Source organism: uncultured Paracoccus sp. (assembly GCF_947487305.1).
In the GTDB taxonomy this organism is placed as follows: Bacteria; Pseudomonadota; Alphaproteobacteria; order Rhodobacterales; family Rhodobacteraceae; genus Paracoccus.
Genome location: NZ_CANKWH010000010.1, coordinates 1 through 21558, shown reverse-complemented (window position 1 = coordinate 21558; position 21558 = coordinate 1). Strand labels below are relative to the sequence as shown.

Here is a 21558-nt window from a genome sequence, read left to right as displayed (position 1 = left end):
AGATTTCATAAGCCTACATGAACAGATCCATAAGCTCCTCTCAGGCATCCGGCATGGCGCGTGATCTGAACCTGCTCTCCATGGCGCATTTCGAGGCCGTTGCCCGGCTTGGCGGGGTGATGCGCGCGGCCGAGGAATTGCAGGTTTCGGCCTCGGCGGTCAGCCAGCAGATCAAGCTGCTGGAGCAGAGCCTCGGGGTGAAGCTGTTTCACCGCGAAAAGCGCCACCTGCGCCTGACCATCGATGGCGAGCGGCTGTTCCAGACCGCCTCGCAGGCCTTCCAGTCGATCCGCGAGGTGCGCGCGGCCATCGTGCGGCAGCGGGAAACGCATCACCTGTCGATCCGGGTCAGCCCTTCCTTCGGCGTGCGCTGGCTGGCCTCGCGGCTGTCGGATTTCTGTCTCCAGAACCCGGATTGGGATCTGAGGGTGGACGCGACCCCCAGCTTTACCGAGTTCGACACCGAGGTCGTCGATATGGACCTGCGCTATGGCGAGGGGGATTGGGAAGGACTGCATACCGATTGCATCGTGCATGATTTCGTCTTTCCCATGTGCTCGCCCGGTTATCTGGCCCGATTGCAGGCGATCTCGGACGACCCGCGCGAGCAGCTGCGCCATGCCCGGCTGATCGACAGCGTGAAGGCCTATTACCGGTGGGATTACTGGCTGCCGCGCAATGACGTGTCGGGCGCCTCGATGTCCTATCCCTGCCGCTTCGACCGCTCCAGCATGTCGGTGCAGATGGCCAAGGATGGCGGCGGGCTGATCCTCGACAGCATGACACTGGCCTTCGAGGAATTGCGCCGTGGCGAGCTGGTGCCGGTCTCGCCCGAATTCGAGGTGATCGAGTTTCCGGGCTATTGGGTGGTCTGCCCGCATCGCCATGTCGGGCGCCGGGCGGTCAAACTGTTCTCGGACTGGATCAGGAACAAGGGCGCCCAGCACATGACCGAGGCGCGGCACTGGCTGGACGGGCGCGGGCTGCAAACGCGGTTCGAGCGTCGGGCGACCTTTGCCGGGCCGGACGAGCGTTAGACAGGCGAATGCCGGGCGTCACCGCCCGGCATCCGTGATCTGGTCCCGGCCTCAGTAGATGGTCAGTCCCGGGATGAAGGTGAAGGCCAGCAGGACCACCACCGCGACCAGATAGAAGGGCAGAAGCGCCTTCGAGGTCTCGCCGATCCCGGTTCGCGCAATCGCCATCGAGATGAACAGCGTCGTCCCGATCGGCGGCGTGTAGAGGCCGACCGACAGGTTGATCACCATCATCAGGCCCAGTTGCACCGGGTCGAGCCCGATGGTGTTGCCGATGGTGACGAAGAGCGGCGCCAGGAGCAGCACGGCGGCGGGCAGGTCGAGGAACATGCCGATCACCAGCATCACCAGGTTCAGCGCGATCAGCACCATCCACGGCTCGGTCAGATGGGTGCCGACAAAGGCGGCGAGGTTCTGCGGCACCTGCTCGGCGGTCAGGATCCACTGGATCGTGCCCGAGGCCATGATGATCAGCATGACCGCGCCGGTCATCATTCCGGTTTCGACCAGTGCATTCCAGATCAGCCGGGGCGTCACATCGCGATAGAAGAAGATGCCGATCAGCAGGGCATAGGCGACGGCCAGAACGCTGACCTCGGTCGGGGTGGCAATGCCGAAACGCAGGGTGCCGATGATGAAGATGGGCATAAGAAGGGCGGGCAGCGCAAAGACGATCTGGCTTTTGAAGGCGCGGAAGCCACCGGGAAGCGGCGCGGCCGGCAGGCCACGGCGGCGGGCGACATACCAGACCATCGCCATCATCCCGGCGGCCAGCAAGAGCCCGGGCAGGATACCGGCGACGAACAGGTCGACGATCGAGACATTGGCCACCAGCCCGAAGAGGATCAGCGGGATCGAGGGCGGGATCAGCACCGATACGGTCGAGGACGAGGCGTTGATCGCGGCGGCGAAGGGCGCGGGATAGCCGTCGCGCACCTGCACCGGGATCAGCGCATTGCCCATGGCCGAGGCATCGGCCACGGCCGAGCCGGACACACCGCCGAACATCACCGAGCCGAGGATGCTGACTTGGCCAAGGCCACCGCGAAAGCGACCGACGATCAGCCGGGCAATATTGACCAGATACTCCCCGAACTTGCCGTGCATCATCAACGATCCGGCAAGGATGAAATAGGGGATGGCCAGCATCGGGAAGGCCTGTGTCGGGGCGTAAAGCCGCTGCGCGATCACCGCCAGGGGCTTGCCGTCCATCAGCAGGGCCAGCGCAGTGCCGCCCAGCATGGCATGGGCCACCGGCACCGACAGCGCCATCAGGCCGAAGAACGCAAAGACGAGAATGGGGGTCATGTCAAATCCTCCTCAGCTGAGGCTCGATGCGGTTTCGACATCGCGCAGCACCCGGCCCATCGTCACCGCGATCAGGTCGCAGGCGCAGATGATGGCGATGCCACCGAAGCCGTAGACAATGCTGGCATAGCCCCAGAGCTGGCTGATGCCGCCAAGCGCGGTGATCTTCTGGAACTGCGCGGCACGGATGATCGGGAAGGACGACCAGACCACGAAGACCGAGATCAAGAGCGTCAGCGCCGTCATGATGATGAACAGCAGCTTCCTGCCCTGTTCCGACAGCAGGTTCGGGAGGATGGTGATGGCGATGTTGCGGCTGTAGACCGTGGCGATCACCACCCCGCCCGCGATCATCCAGGGCAGCAGGATGGCATGGATGTCATAGGCCCAGCCCAGTCCCTGCCCCGAGACATAGCGCAGCACCACGTTCACCATCAGCGCCACGAAGAGGATGATCAGCGTGCCGACGCAGATCACCTGCCCCGAGACATCCAGCGCACGCACGATCCCCTGCAGGGCAGAGGGCGCGGGGCGCCCTCCGTTGCTGTCAGGGTCCGGTTGCACCGCGCCGCTCATTTCGCGGCCTCTGCGGTGATGGTGTCGACCAGTTCGGGGAACTTGGCGCGGTATTCGTCATAGACCGGCGCGGTCGCGTCGACGAAGGCCTGCCGGTCCGCGATCTCGGTCACGGTCGCACCCTCGTCTATCAGCTTCTGCTTGACCTCGGCCTCCTGCTCGGTCGCGGTCTGGCGCTGGAACGCTGTGGCCTCGTCTGCCGACGCCTGCACGCAGGCCTGGTCCTCGGGCGAGAGCGACGACCACCAGGCCATGCTGGCCAGAAGCGGCGAGGTCTCGTACTTGTGCCCGGTCAGCGAGATGAACTTGGTGATCTCGTGGATCTTGGAAGAGTAGATGTTCGTCAGCGGGTTCTCCTGCGCCTCGAACACCCCCGATTGCAGCGCGGTCGGCAGCTCGGCAAAGGTCAGCGGCGCGGGGTTGGCGGCAAGCGCGTTGAAGATGGCAATGGTCATGTCATCGGGGGGTGTGCGGATCTTCACGCCCTTGAGGTCGGCGGGCGTGGTGATCGACTTCGACAGGTGGCTGACATGGCGGATGCCATTGTCCCACAGCCCCAGCAGCTTCAGCCCAGCGGCCTGCGCGCGCTCGTCGATCTGGGTCTTGATCTCGCCATCGATGACCTTCCACGCGCTCGGCGCGTCGGCAAAGAGGAAGGGCAGGCCGATGACGTTCAGCTCGGGGATGATCTGCGCCGTGGCGCCCTGGCTGTTGGCGGTGATCTGGATGACATTGGCCGAGGTCGAGGTCAGCGCCTCGACATCATCGCCCATGGTCGCGGCGCCTGCGACATTGACCTCGATCCGGCCCTCGCTGCAGGCGGCGACCTTCTCGGCGAAGAAATCGGCGGCCAGCGAGCGCGGGTTTCCCGGCGGCTGTGCATGGGCGAGGATGATGGTGTCGGCGCTGGCGGCACCGGCAAAGACGGTGCTGCACAGGATGGCGCCAAGAATGCTGCGGTTCATGATGATACCTCCCGGTAAGACTGGTGATGGATGCCCGCCGCCTCCTCGCGGCAGGCGGGTTTGTCAGTGGATCAGCGATCCGCCATTCACGTCGACCTCGGTGCCGGTGCAATAGGCCGAGAGGTTCGAGGCGAGAAACAGGCAGCAGCCGGCGACATCGCTGGCCTCGCCCGCACGGCCCATGGGGATGCCGGCCAGGATGCCCTCCATCATGTCCGGGGTCAGTTTCCCGGCGGTGATGTCGGTGGCGATGAAGCCCGGGCAGACGGCGTTGACGCGGATGTTCTGCGGCGCCAGTTCGCGCGCCATCGCCTTGGTCAGACCCAGAACCCCCGCCTTGGCCGCCGAGTAATGCGGCCCGCCAAAGATGCCGCCGCCCCGCTGCGCCGAGACCGAGGACAGGTTGACGATGCTGCCCTCGTTCTGCTCGCGCATCGCCGGGATGACCGCCTGGCTCATGTAAAGCGTGCCGCGCAGGTTCACGTCCAGCACCGCGTCGTAATTGCCGGGGCCGATATCCATGACTTTCAGGGGCTGGGTGATGCCGGCATTGTTGACCAGCACATCGATCCGGCCCCATTGCTGAAGCAGATCATCCGCCGCCGCCTTGCAGGCCTCGAGATCGGTCACGTTGCAGGCGAGGCCCACATGCCCCTCGCCCAGATCGGCGGCGGCGGCCTTGGCCTGATCCGCGTTCAGATCGAGGATTGCAACCGTCGCGCCCTGATCGGCGAACAGCTGCGCCGTGGCCTTTCCCAACCCGCGCGGCGAGGCCGCCCCCGTCACGATGACATATTTTCCGTCCAACAGGCCCATGGCCTTCTCCTTCTCTTTCGGGGCTTACAGCCAGCCCTTGATGCGGTTGGTGATGCTGTCGACCGTCAGGCCGTACATCTCGTGCAGCGTCGGCAGCGCGCCGGCCTCGAGGAACTGGTCCGGCAGGCCAATCATGCGGAAGGCGGGGGTGGCGCCATTGGTCATCAGCGTGGTGGCAACAGCCTCGCCCAGACCACCGACAACGGTATGGTTCTCGGCGGTGACGACCAGCCGGCCGCCCTTGCGGGCCTCGGCGAGGATGGTTTCCCTATCCAGCGGCTTGATCGTCGGCACGTGCAGCACTGCCACATTGATGCCATCGCGCTCCAGCGCGACGGCCGCGTCCAGCGCCCGCATGGTCATGAACCCGGTCGAGATGACCAGCACATCCTTGCCCTCGCGGATCACCTGCGCCTTGCCCAGCTGGAACTTGTAATCCGGCTTGTGGCGGGTCAGGACCGAGGGCACCTTGCCACGCGGCAAGCGACTGTAGACCGGGCCGTCATGGGCGGCGATCTGCGGCACCATGCCGATGATGTCATCGGCGTCGCAGGGATCGATCACCGTCATGTTCGGCAGGCCCCGGAAGATCGCCAGATCTTCGGTCGCCTGGTGGCTCGGCCCGTAACCCGTGGTCAGGCCCGGCAGGGCGCAGACGATCTTGACCGGCAGGTTCTCCTCGGCGATGGCCATGGCGATGAAGTCATAGGCCCGGCGGCTGGCAAAGACCGCATAGGTGGTGGCGAAGGGGTTGAACCCCTCACGCGCCAGACCAGCGGCGGCCGACATCAGCAACTGCTCAGCCATGCCCATCTGATAGAAGCGGTCGGGCATCGCCTGCGCGAAGATGTGCAGGTCGGTATATTTGGCCAGATCGGCGGAGAGGCCGACGATCTTGTCGTCGGTCTTCGCCGCCTCGACCAGCGCGTGGCCAAAGGGCGCCGTCACCGTCTCATAGCCTTCGGCGGCCAGCGAGGCGATCATCGCCGTGGTGGCCACGCGCGGCCCCTCGCGCAGGCGACGCGGTTCGTATTTGCGTGTCATCGATGCCAGCGTCATTGCGGCTTCCCCTCTTCCAGAACGGCCAGGGCCTTGGCCCATTCATCCGCCTCGACGCGGACGAAATGCGTGATGTCGCGGGTCTCGAGAAAATCGACCCCTTTGCACATGGTGGTGTCGAAGATGATGACGCGCGGCCCCGGATGGCTGCTGGCGCGGGCCGCGTCGAAGGCCGCAACCACGGCGTCGAGATCGTTGCCGTCCACCCGCTGCGCGTGCCAGCCAAAGGCCTGCCACTTGGCGAGCTCGTCGCCCTGCGCCAGCGCGGCGGTGGATTTGCCATCGGCCTGCTGGTCGTTGAAATCCACGAGGCAGATCAGGTTGTTCAGCTTGTGCTGGACGCCCGACATGACCGCCTCCCAGGTCGAGCCCTCGCCCAGCTCGCCATCCGACATCAGGTTATAGACGAAAGCCGGGCTGTTCTTGCGCTTCAGCCCCATCGCCATGCCGACGGCGATCCCCAGACCATGCCCCAGCGACCCGCCGGTGATCTCCATCCCCGGGGTGTAGGACGCCATGCCCGACATCGGCATGCGGCTGTCATCCATGCCATAGGTTTCCAGCTCGTCCTCGGGCAGGATGCCGGCCTCCATCAGCACGGCGTAAAGCGCGATGGCGTAATGCCCAATGGACAGCAGGAAACGGTCGCGCCCCTCCCATTCCGGGTCCTTGGGGTCATAATTCAGCGCGTGGAAATAGGATGCGGCCAGCACATCGGCAACGCCAAGCGCCTGGCCGATATAGCCCTGTCCCTGCACCTCGCCCATCAACAGGGCCTTGCGGCGAATATTCCATGCCCGCAGCGCCAACGAGGTGTTGGACGCCGCGAAAGAGCGGCTTTCGACTGTCATGAGTTCCTCCGATCGGCTTGTGCCGTAGGGGAAACATGCGCCGAATCGCCGGGCCAAGTCTTGTATCGATTCTTTGTAAATTGTTTAGCTGCGCTTCATGATTTGCGCTGCGATCTTGCCGATGGAAGCCGATAAGGGTCAGCCCATTTTCGCTGTCCCTTTTCCCGGGTCACTGCTGAACCGAACCTCGGACCCGGACGGAAAAAGCGCCCCGAGGGGCGCTTTTCATTGCTGTCCCAAGACTTCGGAGCGGCTGCTAGACAGCTTGCGCCGCGCCTCGCGCGGCTTCGAGAATATCCTCGCTTCCCTTGAACCCGCGTTCACTCATGTACCGGTGGTATTTGCGCGCGGTGTCGGTCCTCGCCTGATTGGTGGCGAGTGCGAGAGTCTCGGGGTTACTCGCCGCATAGGTGGACACGAAGAAATATCGTGGGCCGGTCAGATACTCCCCGCAATGCAGCATTGCAGAGTTGGAAATGACGACGTCGCCCGGGTCAGCATGGACCCAACAGACATGGCGTTCGATTTCGTCCGCATCGACAAAGTTGCGGGTCTGCCGAACCTTGGTCAGCACCTCGCGGTGGCGGTCGAACCATTGGGTATCATGCTTCAGCGCGATGCGCCTGCTTTGCGCGGCAAACTTCTCTTCGTCATGCGAGAAGGGAATATATCCAAGCGCCCCGCCCGCAAGCCCGCAGTAATGAAGGATGCGCACGATGCGCTCGGTGGGTTTCTTGGCTGAATAGGGCGAGGTATCATTCTCGACCAGCATGCGGAAATCGCGATGAAGACCCCGTGCCGAGTAATGCACCGCGACTGCGGATCCAAATTCGAAGCTGCGCTCCCCAAGCACGGCCTGAATAACCTGCTGAATCTTGGGGTCGCCCGCATAGGGCCAGAACCGCTCATCTTTCAGAACCGGCGCTCCACCAGTTGCACCCTTCCTTTTGCGGGTTATGACATCCCTGAAATCCAGTGGCTTCAGGTCCGAAAAGTCGATGCAATGTTCGTGCAGCTCTTTCGACCGCTGCGGGGAATAGAGGCCCCGCACCTTGACGATTCCAAAGCGATTGAAAAGATTTGAAATATGCTCGGTTGTGTCGGATGCGTCGGCAACACCTGCAGTTTCGATAAGACTGAACGGGTTCACGCCGCGCGACAACTCATCGTAGAAAAGCCCGATTGGGCGCTGCGCCCGCGCAGACGGATAGACCTTTGCCCCAGGCGACTTGATTTGCTCTTCAATCACTGCCGACGAGGCCTCTTCTGCCTGTGCTCGGTTCCCGGCTGTTAAGTTCAATGTCATTCTCCAAATAATACTTCTGCCCCGAGTGTCGGGGGCATATGTCTGATTGGCAATAGCGAAATCGTTACGACTGTGCAGGTTTACCGGCATTTCCGGGTCGCTTATGCCACGCGGCAACAGGCCAGAACCTGACCTGGGCGTTGCGCGATCCGCCGGGCAAGCCGACCTGCCCGGTCTGGCGTCCAGGCCATGCTTGGCCAGCCCCGACTGCTGCGTTCGCTCGGGCAACCCAAAATCGATCCGGCACCAGACGGACGGCGAGTGACCTGCTTGCCGCTGACCGACTATCCGCGCCCGACGAGCCCTCGAAGCATCATCCTGCCACCATGAGATCAGTTGACCGGTCGTTCAGCGGAACGAGTTTGCCACCGAATCATCCAAAAACACCAGTATAGGTTGCAATTTTCGTCGGCAGGAAGGGCCGGAGGAAGGGCAGAGCCGAGTATCGCCATACAAAGGTTGCCTATCGCTGCAACAGATGGCGGTCCGGCGGTCGAGAGTTACGTAACGACACTTGTCTCTGCCCCCTACCTCAAGGCGCAAGTTAGAATATTGTTAAGTAAGGCATATTTATCCATTAGTATTAACATCTTGCAGACTGTGCATCGATGCAGGACTGCAACACTGGCTAATTAGGCAAGTAGCCAGTTGGGCAAACACCTGCTCAAAACCCCTCAACATGGTTAACTTTTTGTTGATTGATCCGCCGCGAACCGGCGGGCACCGGGGGACGGGGTAACTATTTTGTTGGCAGCAACTGGCCTTGGCGTCAGATGTGGCTTCGACGGACCACAGAACACCCGCTCAGGTTGCGGCGCCTTACCGGTGCAGCAGGAGCGGTCCTTGTTCTGGCCGCGCGAGGCCACGCTAGAACCGGCTTTGGCCGGCACTGCAGCCCATCCCCTGTACGTGCAGGGCTGCCGGCTTACCATGCGGCAGAATGTCCTGCCCACGAGTCTCCCGCAACTGCGCCACCTTCGCCACCAGACCCGGTTCGGCGAGACTTTCACCATCGAGACCAAGAAGATCTACCCGGTCGTGCCCAGCACCGTGCCGGCCACGTCGGAGAGCTGAACCATGTCCATCGGAAAATTCCTGCGTTTCAGCTCCCGCACTGACCACACTGCCGAGATCGAGGCGGCCCCGTCGCGCGCCGGCTGGTCAGCCGTAATTGGGCGCCATGGATCGACCCTGCGTCGCGCCGCTGCCGCCGCCCTGATTGCCATCGCGGGACTGGCCGGAACGGCGGACACGGCCTCGGCACAGATCAACTGCGGCACCGAGGTGGGGACGGGAACCGGCTCGGGCTATGCCTCTGCCGGCGGTACGGGGGTTTTCCGCGACTCGATCTTCTGGCTTGACTGGTCCTGCCCGAACAACACGAGCTTTCCTGCCAACCAGAGTGTTACCAAGAGCTGGACCCTGTCGAACGGCCTGTCGCTCACGGCCACGATTTCGCCCCGAAATGTCTCGATCTCCCCCTATAACACCGGCAGTTGGCAAGGCGACGTGCTGGACAACCTCTATCCCGGGGTGAACCCGATCGGACTTGGCAACACCGTCAACGGCGAGGACCCGAGCTACAGCATCAGTTTCAGCACGACCGTCGGCGGGGTCAGCGTGCCGACCAGTATCGTCGTCGCCGAGGCCGAGGATACGGGGGGCCCGGCTGAAAGCGCAACCTGGACGACGTCAGGGACCGCGTGGCAGGTCATCGAGGGGTCAGGGTCGCTGGACGTCCGCTTCTCGAATGGCGGACAGACTGTCTACATGGAGGACAACACAGCGGCCGGCAACCGCGAGAACGGCACTATTCTTGCGCTGGCACAGAACGTCACCTCGATCAGCGTGTCGATGTTCGCAGGGGGCGGCGAGGCCCTGGCTTTCGGTCTGTTCGTTCCCTTCGATTATGGCGACGCGCCGGCCAACTATACCAATAACGGTCACTATCTTATTGCCAGTGCCACGGGCGGAGGCACGCCGACGACCTTGACACCTCAGGAGAACATTACCCGCGCGACGCTGACCTATGGCGCGGGGATCTATCTGGGTGCCCAGCAGCGCGATTCCGAGCTGGGAATGCAGTCCGATACCACCGCCACGGGCGATGACACCGATGGTTTCGATGACGAGACCGGTGTCACCATGCCGCCGCTCTATGCCGGCGCGACCACCTATACCATCCCGACCTCGGCCGTCACCGCGGGTGGCACCGGCACGCTGCATGCCTGGATCGATTTCAACCGCAACGACATCTTCGACACCGGCGAATTTGCCAGCACCTCTGTCAGTGGCGGCGTGCTGAGCAGTCCCCTGACCTGGACCATCGGCACTGCGGTTCCCACCGCAACTACCTATTACGCGCGCTTCCGCATCACCTCGCAATCGCTTGGCAGCGCCGGTTCGGCCACCGTGGCACGCGACGGCGAGGTCGAGGACTACAGCATCGTTTCGCAGACGCTGGTCATCGACGCGGTCAACGACAACTACTCTGCCTCGCCGATCAACGGCATTGCGGGTGGCACCACCGCCTCGGTTCTCGACAATGACACCGTCAATGGCGTAGCGGCCACCACCTCGAACATGACGCTGACCCCGGGCACCGCGCCGACCCCGGCCGCCGGGTCGCTTACCATGAATGCGAACGGCACCATCACCGTGGCGCCGGGGACGACGGCGGGAACCTATAGCTATCCCTATACGATCTGCTCGACGGTGATTCCGGCCTCCTGCGACACGGCGATTGCGACGGTTGTTGTGAGTGCTCCGCCGATTGATGCGGTGAATGATGCGCCTCCGGCGATCAATGGCGCGAATGGCGGGTCGACGGCGTCTGTTCTGGCCAATGACACGCTGAACGGGACGCAGGCGACAACGTCGAATGTGACGCTGACGCCCGGTGCCGCGCCGACGCCTGCGGCTGGTTCGATCACCATGAACCCGAGCGGGATCATCACGGTGGCGCCCGGCACAACGGCCGGGACCTACAGCTATTCCTACACGATCTGCGACCGGATAAACCCGACGAACTGCGACACGGCGGTTGCGACGGTTGTGGTCTCGCCTGCACCGATTGATGCAGTGAACGACGCGCCGCCCGCCGTGAACGGCGCCAATGGCGGTGCGACGGCTTCGGTTCTGGCCAATGACACGCTGAACGGCGTGGCGGCCACGACCACGACCGTGGCACTGACGCCGGGCACGCTGGCCTCGCCGCCGGCGGCGGGGTCGATCACCATGGGCAGCGATGGGATCATTACCATCGCGCCGGGGACGACGGCGGGGACCTACAGCTATCCCTATACGATCTGCGAGCGGCTGAACCCGACGAATTGCGACACCGCGACCGCGACGGTTGTGGTCACGGCCGCGCCGATCGATGCGGTGAACGACACGCCGCCGCCTCTCAACGGCACGAATGGCGGCACCACTGCCTCGGTCCTGGCCAATGACACGCTGAACGGCGTGGCGGCGACGACCACCACCGTGGCGCTGACGCCGGGCACCGCGCCGGCTCCGCTGGTCGGCTCGATCACCATGAACGCGGACGGCACCATCACGGTCGCGCCGAACACCACCGCGGGCACCTATACCTACAGCTACACCATCTGCGAGCGGCTGAACCCGACCAACTGCGACACCGCCACCGCCACGATCGTGGTCGAGCAATCGGTGATCGTGGCGAACCCGGATGACTTCACCACCGCGCCGGTCAATGGCATGGGCGGCGGCAATACGCCCTCGGTGCTGCTGAATGACACCCTGAACGGCGAGCCGGTCGATCCGGCCGATATCGTCCTGACGCCGAGCGCCATCGTGCCGACCCCGGCCGCCGGCTCGATCCTTATGAATGCGGACGGCACCGTCACCGTCGCCCCCGGGACCACTGCCGGCACCTATACCTATGAGTATACGATCTGCGACATCGCCAACCGGACGAATTGCAGCACCAGCAGCGCCACCATCGTGGTCGCCGCCGCCCCGATCAACGCGGTGGATGACACGCCGGCGCCGTTCAACGGCACGGATGGCGGCACGACGCCCTCGGTTCTGGGCAATGACACGCTGAACGGGGCGCCCGTCGATCCGGCAGCCATCGCCCTGACCCCGGGCACCGCGCCGACGCCATCTGTCGGCTCGATCACCATGAACCCGAATGGCACCATCACCGTGGCGCCGAACACCACGGCGGGGACCTATACCTACAGCTACACCATCTGCGAGCGGCTGAACCCGAGCAATTGCGACACCGCCACGGCCACGATCGTGGTCGAGCAATCGTCGATCGAGGCCGTGGCTGACAGCTTCGGCCCGCAGAACGGCTTCGTCACCACCACCACGCCCTCGGTTCTGGGTAATGACACGCTGAACGGTGCGGCGGTCGATCCGGCCGACATCACCCTGGTGCCGGGTGCGGCGCCGGTGCCGACCCGCGGCTCGATCACCATGAACGACGACGGCACGATCACCGTCGCCGCCGGGACGACCGCCGGCACCTATACCTACGAGTATACGATCTGTGACATCGCCAATACGGCGAACTGCAGCATCGCCACCGCGACCATCACCGTCGCTGCCGCGCCGATCGATGCGGCGGATGACGCGCCGAGCCCGGTCAGTGGCCTCAACGGCGCCACCCTGCCGACAGTTCTGGCCAATGACACGCTGAACGGCGCGCCGGTCGATCCGGCGCTGATCAGGCTGACGCCGGGCACGGCACCGGCGCCGACCTTCGGCTCGATCACCATGAACCCGGACGGCACCATCACCGTCGCGCCGGATACCACGGCGGGCATCTATACCTACGAGTACAGGATCTGCGAGATCCTGAACCCGTCGAACTGCGATACGGCGACGGCGACGATCATCGTCGACGAGGCCACCGTGGACGCTGTCGATGACGCCTATGGTCCGGTCAATGGCTATCTCGGCTCCACCACCCCGTCGGTTCTGGTGAATGACTCGCTGAATGGCGCTGCGATCGATCCGGCCGACATCAACCTGACCCCGGGTACCGCACCGACGCCGGCTGCCGGGTCGATCACCATGAATCCGGACGGCACCATCACCATCGCCTAAGGAACTACCGCCGGCACCTACACCTACGAGTATACGATCTGCGAACGGTCGACGCCGACGAACTGCGACACCGCAATGGCCACCATCATTGTCGCCCCGGCGCCTATCGTGGCCGAGACCGACAGCTATGGCCCGGTGAACGGTTTGGTGGGCGCGACCACGCCCTCGGTGCTGGCCAATGACACGCTGAACGGCGATCCCGTCGATCCGGCGGAGATCGCCCTGACCCCGGGCGTGGCGCCGACCCCGGCCGCCGGCTCGATCACCATGAATGCCAATGGCACCATCACCGTCGCGCCCGGCACCACGGCGGGGACCTATACCTATCCCTATACGATCTGCGAGCGCCTGAACCCGACAAACTGCTCGACCACCACCGCGACCGTCGTGGTCGCACCGGCGGTGATCGATGCCGTCGATGACAGCTTTGGTCCGATCAACGGCTTTGTGACGACGACCACCCCCTCGGTCGTGGCGAATGACACGCTAAACGGGGTGCCGGTCGTTCCGGCCAATGTCACCGTCACGCCGGGCTTTGCGCCCACGCCGGCGGCGGGGTCGATCACCATGAACCCGGACGGCACCATCACCGTTGCCGCAGGGACGACGGCGGGGACCTATACCTACGCCTATACCGTCTGCGAGAACCTGAACCCGACGAACTGCGACACCGCCACAGCGACAATCACGGTCGTGCCAGCGGTGATCGATGCCGTCGAAGACAGTTTTGGCCCGATCAACGGCTTCGTGACGACCACCACCCCCTCGGTCGTGGCGAATGACACGCTGAACGGCGAGCCCGTCATTCCGGGCAATGTCACCGTCACCCCCGGCACGGCCCCCGCCCCGGCCGCCGGCTCGATCACCATGAACGCCGATGGCACCATCACCGTCGCCGCAGGGACCACGGCAGGGACCTATACCTATCCATATACCCTCTGCGAGAACCTGAATCCGACGAACTGCGACACCGCCATCGCCACCGTGGTGGTCGCCCCCGCCGTGATCGAGGCCGAGGATGACAGCTATGGTCCGGTGAACGGTTTTGTCACCACCACCACGCCCTCGGTCTTGGACAACGATACGCTGAACGGCGCGGCGGTCGATCCGGCGGCCATCACCCTCAACCCGGGCACGGCCCCGAGCCCGGCCGATGGCTCGATCACCATGAATGGCGACGGCACGATCACTGTGGCGGCCGGAACCACCGCAGGTACCTATACCTACGACTATGAGATCTGCGAGAACCTGAACCCGCTGAACTGTTCGACCGCCACCGCGACCATCGTGGTCGAACCTGCACCGATCGTGGCCGTGGAAGACAGCTATGGCCCGCTGAACGGCTTTATCGAGACCACCACGCCCTCGGTCTTGGACAATGACACGCTGAACGGCGCGGCGGTTGATCCGGCAGCAATCACCCTCACTCCGGGGACGGCACCGAGTCCGGTCGAGGGGTCGATCACCATGAACGCCGATGGCACCATCACCGTCGCCGCAGGAACCACCGCCGGCACCTATAGCTACGACTATGAAATCTGCGAGAACCTGAACCCCGATAACTGCGCCACCGCCACTGCGATCATCGTGGTCGAGCCGGCACCGATCCTGGCGGTGGATGACAGCTATGGCCCGGTCAACGGCTTTGTCGAGACGCGGACGGCCCCGGTGGTGCTCAATGACCGGCTGAACGGCGTGCCCGTCGATGCCGGCGACATCACCCTGACCCCGGGTGCGGCGCCGATGCCGACTGCCGGTTCGATCACCATGGATGCCGATGGCTTCATCACCATCGCCGCCGGGACCACCGCAGGCACCTATAGCTACGACTACACGATCTGCGAGAACCTGAACCCCGATAACTGCTCGACAGCCACCGCGACCATTGTGGTCGAGGCAGCGCCCATCGATGCCGTGGATGACGACTATGGTCCGCTGAACGGCTTTGTCACCACCACCACACCCTCGGTGCTCGGCAATGACACGCTGAACGGTGCGCCCGTCAATCCGGCGCTGATCACCCTGACCCCTGGCGTGGCGCCAACCCCGGCTGCCGGCAGGATCACCATGAACGCGGATGGCAGCATCACCGTCGCCGCTGGAACCACCGCAGGCAGCTATACCTACGATTATACGATTTGCGAGATCCTGAACCCGTCGAACTGTTCGGCCGCCACCGCGACCATTGTGGTCGAACCTGCACCGATCCTGGCGGTGGATGACAGCTTTGGTCCGCTGAACGGATTTGTAGAGTCGACCACGCCCTCGGTGCTGGCCAATGACACGCTGAACGGCGTGGCGGTCAATCCGGCTGCGGTCACACTGACCCCGGGCGTGGCCCCAACTCCGGCTGCCGGGTCTATCACCATGAACCCGGACGGCACCATCACCGTGGCCGCCGGAACCACCGCTGGCACCTATCGCTACGAGTATACGATCTGCGAGATCCTGAACCCAGAGAACTGTTCGGCGGCCGTGGCCATCGTGGCCGTGGATGTCGCGCCGCTCGTGGCAGAGGATGATCCCTTCGACCCGATCAACGGCGCGGATGGTGGGAATACGCCCTCGGTTCTGGGCAACGACACGCTGAACGGCGCGCCGGTCGATCCGGCGGCGATTACCCTGACCCCGGGTGTGGCTCCAACTCCGGCTGCCGGGTCTATCACCATGAACGCGGACGGCACCATCACGGTCGCCCCCGGCACCACCGCCGGCGCCTATACCTACCCCTATACGATCTGCGAGATCCTGAACCCCGAGAACTGCTCGACGGCGACGGCCACCATAACCATCGGCCTGTCGGTCATCGCGGCGGTGGATGATGATTTGTCCGACCAGCCCATCGCGGGCGAGAGCGGCGGCGACCTGCCCTCGGTTCTGCTGAATGACACGCTGAACGGCGTGGCGTTGGATCCGGCGGACATCACCTTGACTCCGGGTACCGCGCCGACCCCTGCCGCCGGTTCGATCACCATGAACCCCGACGGCACCATCACCATCGCCGCCGGAACCACTGCCGGCACCTATTCCTACGAGTATACGATCTGCGAGATCCTGAACCCCGAGAATTGCTCGACGGCGACGGCGACCATTCTGGTTACCGCTTCGGGGATCTCGCTCGACAAGATCGCGACGCTGGATGATGGCGGTGACGGGGTGGCCAATGTCGGCGACCGCATCACCTATGCCTTCACCGTCCGCAATACCGGCACCGTGCCGCTGACCGATGTGACGGTCAGTGACCCGCAGGTGACGGTCAGCGGCGGCCCGATCGCCAGCCTTGCGGCCGGGGCCACGGACAGCACCACCTTCAGTGCCGTCCATGTGCTGACGCAGGAGGATCTGGATGCCGGCGAGTTCGAGAACTCGGCCAGCGTCAGCGGCACCGATCCCACGGGCGTGACCTATATCGATGTCTCGGACGATCCGGCTAACCCGACCAATGCCGATCCGGATGGCGACGGCAACCCGGATGATCCGACCATCGTCCTGCTGCCCGCCATGCCCGAACTGTCGGTCGAGAAGACTGCGACCCTGAACGATGGCGGCGATGGCATTGCCGAGCTGGGCGATACCATCAGCTACAGCTTCACCGTCATCAACACCGGCAACGTCACCCTGACCGACGTCAGCATCGACGACGATCTGGTCGCCGTCACCGGCGGGCCGATCGCCAGCATGGCGCCGGGCGACCGCGACGAGACCACCTTCACGGCGGTCTATGCGCTGACCCAGGCCGATCTCGAGCGTGGCCGCGTGGACAACATCGCCACCGCCTCGGGCACCGATCCGCAGGGCGCACGTGTGACCGACCTGTCCCACGATCCCACCGACCCGGATGCGGGCCCCGACGGGCCGACGGTGATGCTGCTCATCACCGACGATCCCGAGCTTGATGCCTCGAAATCGGTCAGCAACCAGAACCCGCAAATGGGCGAGATCATCACCTATACGCTGACCTTCGAGAATACCGGCACGGTGGATGCCATCGATGCCCGGATTCTCGATGAGCTGCCGCCGGCGGTGCAATACGTGCCTGACAGCGCCCGGATTGCGGGCGAGGAGGTCGATCCCGAGGTCGCCGGCCGCAGCTTGGTCTGGTCGCCCATGGACATCGCCCTGGGCGAGAGCCTGGTCATCACCTTCGATGCGCGGGTGACAACGATGGAGGCCGGCGAGACGGCGGTGAACCGGACCTGGGCCACCGATGACGAGGGCGAGACCATCTCGGACGTGGCAGAGGCCGAGATCACCCGGCGCGCCGAACATGTCTTCGATTGCAGCGACGTGATCGGCAAGGTCTTCGACGACCGCGACATGGACGGCTATCAGGATGAGGGCGAGGCCGGCATGGCCGGCGCCCGGGTCGTGACGCTGGCGGGCGAGCTGATCACCACGGACGAGCATGGCCGCTTCAGCCTGCCCTGCGCGGCGCTGCCGGGCGGCACCGGCGAGAACATCTCGCTGAAGCTCGACACCCGCTCGCTGCCGACGGGCTATCGCGTCACCACGGAAAACCCGCGCGTCGTGCGAGCCACGGCGGGCAAGATGGTGCGCATCAACTTCGGCGTCGGGGTCGGCAAGGTGACCGATGTGGATCTGATGGATGCCGCCTTCCAGCCCGGCTCGGCCGAGATGACCCGACCGCTCAGCGATGGCATCGCCCAGCTGGTCGAAAGTATCCGCAGCACGCCGGGGGTGATCCGTCTCTCGTATTACCACCGGGGCGAGGACCGGCGGCTGATCGATGCGCGGCTGGACGCGGTCGAGCAGCTGCTGACCAAGCTGTGGCGGGATCGAGGGCGCTACAAGTTGAATATCGAGCGCACCTCGAAGCAGATTCAGTGAGGCACGGCACATGTTGAACCCCAGAATGATCACGCGCCTGCTCTGCGGCACTGCCCTGCTGACCCTGATGGCAAGCGGCGTGCTGGCGCAGCCGATCCCCGATACCGATTGCGCGCTCTCGGGCGGCACCCTACCCGAATCCTGCGAGCGGCCCGAGGCCGGCACCGCCGTCACCATGCCGGCGGGCGAGAATACCGAGATGGTTGCCGGCCCGCCGCCCTCGATGGGTGGCACCGGCTTCCAGATCGTCATCGACGGCGCCCCGGTCTCGGGCGATCCCGATGTCGAGGACGTGATCCGGCAGACCGACCTGGCCCTGGACGCCGCCGACATAAAGGTCAGCTTCGACAGCCTCGGTGCCAGAAAGCGGCTGGATGTGCAGCGCAGCGATTCCGATCGTCCGCTGGAGCCCGGCGAGACCGTCACCGTCACCAGCCGGCTGAACTATCCCGCCTATGTGAGCCGGGGCGAGATCCGGGTCATCGACCGGGCCGGTCGCGGCTCGTCCGGGCGCACGCTGGCCATCCTGCCAATCGATCCGAACGGTCAGGCCAGCTTCACCATGCCCGAGGGCGACCGCGTCGTCATCGTCCACCGCGTCTATGACGCGCAGGGCCGCTATGACGAGACCGTGGATATCCCGCTCTCCATCGCCGATGATCGCGGGCTGTCGGAACTGGCCGAGGAAGGCACCGACGCCACCGCCCGCCGCGCCATCCCGGTGCAGGGCGGGGCGGTCACCGTCTCGGGCGAGAATGTCGATCCCGACGGCACCGTCTATGCCCTGGGCGAGGCGATCCGTCCTGCCTCCAAAGGCAATTTCGCCCTGCAACGCATCCTGCCGGTCGGCGAGCACGCCATCGAGGTCAAGGTCGTCGATCCGGTGCAGGAGCTCAGCTTCTCGCGCGATATCGAGATCCCGCGCTATGACATGTTCTACACCGCCCTGACCGATGCCACGGTGGGGGTGAAGGATATCGACGGCACCCGCGACACCTATACCGAGGGGCGGCTGGCCTTCTATGTGAACGGCTACAACGCGAACGGAGTCGAGTTCACCGTCGCCGCCGATACGCGTGACAATGACATCCGCGATCTCTTCTCCAGCTTCGACGAGAAGGACCCCTCGAGCCTGCTGCGCCGGATCGATCCGAACGAATATTACCCTACCTATGGCGATGGGTCGTCCATCGTCGAGGACGCCCCAACCCAGGGCAAGATCTATGTCCGGGTCGAGAAGGACAAGAATTACGCCGTCTGGGGCAACTCCCAGGCCGAGTTGAAGAATACCGAGTATCTGCGCAACGAGCGGGTGCTCTATGGTGCCAATGCCCACTGGGAATCTCAGGCACAGACCACGCATGGCGAGCCACGCGCGCAGGCGACGTTCTATGCCGCGCGCCCCGACAACCTGCCGCAGCGCGACGTGCTGCGCGGCACCGGCGGCTCGATCTATTTCCTCAGCCGGCAGGACATCACCCGCGGCTCGGAGGTGGTCAGCGTCGAACTGCGCGATCCGGATTCGGGCCGGGTGATCGACCGCCGCTATCTGGTGGCCGGCACCGATTACGAGGTGAATTACCTGCAGGGCAGCATCCGCCTGGCGCAACCGCTGCGATCCTCCTCGGGCGGCGGCGTGGTCGTGACCAATCCGGGCGGCGATGCGGAACTGAACCTTGTGGTTCAATACGAATATACCCCGGTCGGCCTCTCGGTCGAGGGTGCCACGCTGGGGGGGCGGGTCGAGGGCTGGGTGACGGATGACCTGCGCCTTGGCGCCACCGCCCAGAAAGAGGACACCGGCACCGCCGACCAGAAGGCTTACGGTGCCGACCTGCACTATCGCCTCGGCGAGAATAGCTATGTCGAGGCCGAATATGCCAAGAGCGAGGGGCCGGGCTATGGCTTCCGCAGCTCGACCGATGGCGGGCTCATCTATGACAGCACCGATGCCGATGACGGCACCGGGCGCGCCATCCGGCTGGAGACCGAGCTGGACCTTCAGGAACTGGGCCTGACAACCGAAGGCACGGTCTCGGCCTATTTCGAGGACCGTCAGGCGGGCTTCACCTCGCTTGACTATACCGTCGGCACCGGCGAGCGGCTCTGGGGGTTTGACGCCGATATCCAGGCCTCCGAGCGGCTGGCCTGGCGGGTCTATGCCGAGGACTTCCGCAACGATCAGGACCGCCGCGACAGCGAGGCCGGGGCGGAAGTGCTGTGGAGCCCGGACAGCGTGAACACGCTCGCGCTCGGCGTCGAGCATGTCCGGCGCCGCAGCCCTGAAGAGACCGGCAATCGCACCGACATGGCGCTGCGCTATACCCGCCAGGTCACCCCGCGCTTCAGCTGGTCGCTTCTGGCGCAAGCCACTCTGGCCAATGAGGGGCTGGAGCGGAACAACCGCCTCGGCCTCGGGATCGAACGCGATTTCGGCAATGGCTGGACCGTCGCCGGCGAGGTCTCGGATGGTACGCTTGGCGTCGGTGCCGACATCCGCGCCGAATACGAGCGCGAGGATGGCAGCAGCCTTTACTTTGGCTACGAGCTCGACCCGGATGATTTCGACCGCACCGGCACCTTCGACAGCTTGAGCGAAAGCAAGGGCAAGTTCGTCTTTGGCGGCCGCCGGCAGGTGAATGACACCACCGCCTTCTTCGGCGAGAACACCTATGACATCGAGAGCGACCGCGATTCGCTGACCAGTAGCTATGGCGTCGATTACAGCCCCGATCAGTTCCTGACCTACAGCTTCGGGCTGGATGTGGGCCAGATCCGTGACGATCGCAGCGGCGACTTCAAGCGCCATGCCATCAGCCTCGGCGCGAAGTACGAGGACGAACAGCTGACAGCCTCGGGCCGGCTGGAATTCCGCCGCGAGCGCGGTGACGAGATCGTTCCCCCCCGCGTGGATGACCGCGATGCCGACACCATCCTGTTGACCGCGAACGCCACCTACAAGATCGACGAGTCCCGCACGCTCTTGGGCTATGTCGATCTCGCCGATACCGATACCGACGAAAGCTCGATCCGCGACGGGCGGCTGACCGATGTGGTGGTCGGGTACGCCGTGCGGCCGATCACCAATGACCGCTTCAACATGTTGTTCAAGTATCGCTACTACTACGACATGTATGGGCAGACCGTCGACGGCACCGACAATCGCGGCCCGCGCCAGAAGAGCCATATCTTCACCGTCGATGCCGAATATGACCTGAACCAGCAATGGTCGCTTGGCGGCAAGCTGGGCGGGCGTCTGTCGGAAAGCGCCTCGACCAGTTCCTCGGGCTTCTATGACAATGACGCCTGGCTGGCGGTGGTCAACGCCCGCTACCACCTGGTGCATAACTGGGACATCCTGATGGAAGCCCGCGCACTGCATCTCGAACAGGCGAAAACCACCGAGCTCGGCGTCCTCGCCGCCGCCTACCGCCATTTCGGCAACAATATGGAGGTCGGGGTCGGTTACAACTTCGGCGACTATTCCGACGATCTGGCGGATCTCACCTCCGATGACAGGGGGCTGTTCCTGAACGTCATCGCGAAGTTCTGACCCGAAATGAGCTGATGCGCGGCGGTACCGAAACCGCGCCATCAGGCTTGCTTGACGTTCGAGGATTGAGCTACTCCGCCATGTGATCTGATCCCCGGAAACTGGACCGTTTGAAGCTGGAGTTTTCCGCTACGCTTTCCTGGCTGGGAGAGGAGCGGAA

12 protein-coding genes are annotated in these 21558 nt (G+C 64.4%); 5 read left to right on the top strand and 7 right to left on the bottom strand.

What is annotated here, in order from left to right; genetic code table 11:
- Positions 1 to 53 precede the first annotated feature (53 nt).
- Positions 54 to 1037, top strand: a complete 984-nt coding sequence (locus Q1A36_RS13030; protein WP_299844669.1) for a LysR substrate-binding domain-containing protein — start codon at positions 54 to 56, stop codon at positions 1035 to 1037.
- Positions 1038 to 1088: 51 nt separating this feature from the next.
- Here Q1A36_RS13030 and Q1A36_RS13025 read toward each other — a convergent pair whose 3' ends face one another.
- The 7 genes from Q1A36_RS13025 to Q1A36_RS12995 all read right to left on the bottom strand — a co-directional run bounded on the left by Q1A36_RS13025 (position 1089) and on the right by Q1A36_RS12995 (position 7918).
- A complete protein-coding gene (locus Q1A36_RS13025; protein WP_299844666.1) occupies positions 1089 to 2345 on the bottom strand; it encodes a TRAP transporter large permease subunit in 1257 nt (418 codons plus the stop codon).
- 12 nt (positions 2346 to 2357) lie between these two features.
- A complete protein-coding gene (locus Q1A36_RS13020; RefSeq protein WP_299844664.1) occupies positions 2358 to 2921 on the bottom strand; it encodes a TRAP transporter small permease subunit in 564 nt (187 codons plus the stop codon).
- Complete coding sequence (locus tag Q1A36_RS13015) at positions 2918 to 3886, bottom strand: TRAP transporter substrate-binding protein (protein ID WP_299844661.1); 969 nt, start codon at positions 3884 to 3886, stop codon at positions 2918 to 2920. The genes Q1A36_RS13020 and Q1A36_RS13015 overlap by 4 nt, the downstream gene beginning before the upstream one ends.
- A gap of 63 nt (positions 3887 to 3949) precedes the next feature.
- Complete coding sequence (locus Q1A36_RS13010; protein WP_299844658.1) at positions 3950 to 4702, bottom strand: SDR family oxidoreductase; 753 nt, start codon at positions 4700 to 4702, stop codon at positions 3950 to 3952.
- A 24-nt stretch (positions 4703 to 4726) separates the two neighbouring features.
- Positions 4727 to 5761: a transketolase family protein gene (locus Q1A36_RS13005; RefSeq protein ID WP_299844655.1), complete on the bottom strand. Its 1035-nt coding sequence runs from the start codon at positions 5759 to 5761 to the stop codon at positions 4727 to 4729.
- Positions 5758 to 6612: a transketolase gene (locus tag Q1A36_RS13000; protein ID WP_299844652.1), complete on the bottom strand. Its 855-nt coding sequence runs from the start codon at positions 6610 to 6612 to the stop codon at positions 5758 to 5760. The genes Q1A36_RS13005 and Q1A36_RS13000 overlap by 4 nt, the downstream gene beginning before the upstream one ends.
- A 256-nt stretch (positions 6613 to 6868) precedes the next feature.
- Positions 6869 to 7918 (bottom strand): phytanoyl-CoA dioxygenase family protein, encoded by a 1050-nt coding sequence (locus Q1A36_RS12995; RefSeq protein WP_299844649.1) that lies wholly within the window; start codon positions 7916 to 7918, stop codon positions 6869 to 6871.
- An 843-nt stretch (positions 7919 to 8761) separates the two neighbouring features.
- On the opposite strand from Q1A36_RS12995, the gene Q1A36_RS12990 reads away from it, so the two are divergent.
- The 4 genes from Q1A36_RS12990 (at position 8762) to Q1A36_RS12975 (ending at position 21398) form a co-directional block, all read left to right on the top strand.
- A complete protein-coding gene (locus Q1A36_RS12990) occupies positions 8762 to 8992 on the top strand; it encodes a hypothetical protein (RefSeq protein WP_299844646.1) in 231 nt (76 codons plus the stop codon).
- Positions 8993 to 8995: 3 nt separating this feature from the next.
- Positions 8996 to 12997 carry a CshA/CshB family fibrillar adhesin-related protein gene (locus Q1A36_RS12985; RefSeq protein ID WP_299844643.1) on the top strand — a complete coding sequence of 1334 codons (4002 nt, stop codon included), beginning with the start codon at positions 8996 to 8998 and terminating at the stop codon, positions 12995 to 12997.
- A 75-nt stretch (positions 12998 to 13072) separates the two neighbouring features.
- On the top strand, positions 13073 to 17845 hold the full coding sequence (locus Q1A36_RS12980) for a hypothetical protein (RefSeq protein WP_299844640.1): 4773 nt from the start codon (positions 13073 to 13075) through the stop codon (positions 17843 to 17845).
- Positions 17846 to 17870: 25 nt separating this feature from the next.
- A complete protein-coding gene (locus Q1A36_RS12975; RefSeq protein ID WP_299844637.1) occupies positions 17871 to 21398 on the top strand; it encodes a hypothetical protein in 3528 nt (1175 codons plus the stop codon).
- Positions 21399 to 21558 lie beyond the last annotated feature (160 nt).

Coding starts and splice junctions, on each gene's coding strand:
- Q1A36_RS13030 (WP_299844669.1), top strand. CDS start 54: ATGGCGCGTGATCTGAACCTGCTCTCCATGGCGCATTTCGAGGCCGTT.
- Q1A36_RS13025 (WP_299844666.1), bottom strand. CDS start 2,345: ATGACCCCCATTCTCGTCTTTGCGTTCTTCGGCCTGATGGCGCTGTCG.
- Q1A36_RS13020 (WP_299844664.1), bottom strand. CDS start 2,921: ATGAGCGGCGCGGTGCAACCGGACCCTGACAGCAACGGAGGGCGCCCC.
- Q1A36_RS13015 (WP_299844661.1), bottom strand. CDS start 3,886: ATGAACCGCAGCATTCTTGGCGCCATCCTGTGCAGCACCGTCTTTGCC.
- Q1A36_RS13010 (WP_299844658.1), bottom strand. CDS start 4,702: ATGGGCCTGTTGGACGGAAAATATGTCATCGTGACGGGGGCGGCCTCG.
- Q1A36_RS13005 (WP_299844655.1), bottom strand. CDS start 5,761: ATGACGCTGGCATCGATGACACGCAAATACGAACCGCGTCGCCTGCGC.
- Q1A36_RS13000 (WP_299844652.1), bottom strand. CDS start 6,612: ATGACAGTCGAAAGCCGCTCTTTCGCGGCGTCCAACACCTCGTTGGCG.
- Q1A36_RS12995 (WP_299844649.1), bottom strand. CDS start 7,918: ATGACATTGAACTTAACAGCCGGGAACCGAGCACAGGCAGAAGAGGCC.
- Q1A36_RS12985 (WP_299844643.1), top strand. CDS start 8,996: ATGTCCATCGGAAAATTCCTGCGTTTCAGCTCCCGCACTGACCACACT.
- Q1A36_RS12980 (WP_299844640.1), top strand. CDS start 13,073: ATGGCCACCATCATTGTCGCCCCGGCGCCTATCGTGGCCGAGACCGAC.
- Q1A36_RS12975 (WP_299844637.1), top strand. CDS start 17,871: ATGATCACGCGCCTGCTCTGCGGCACTGCCCTGCTGACCCTGATGGCA.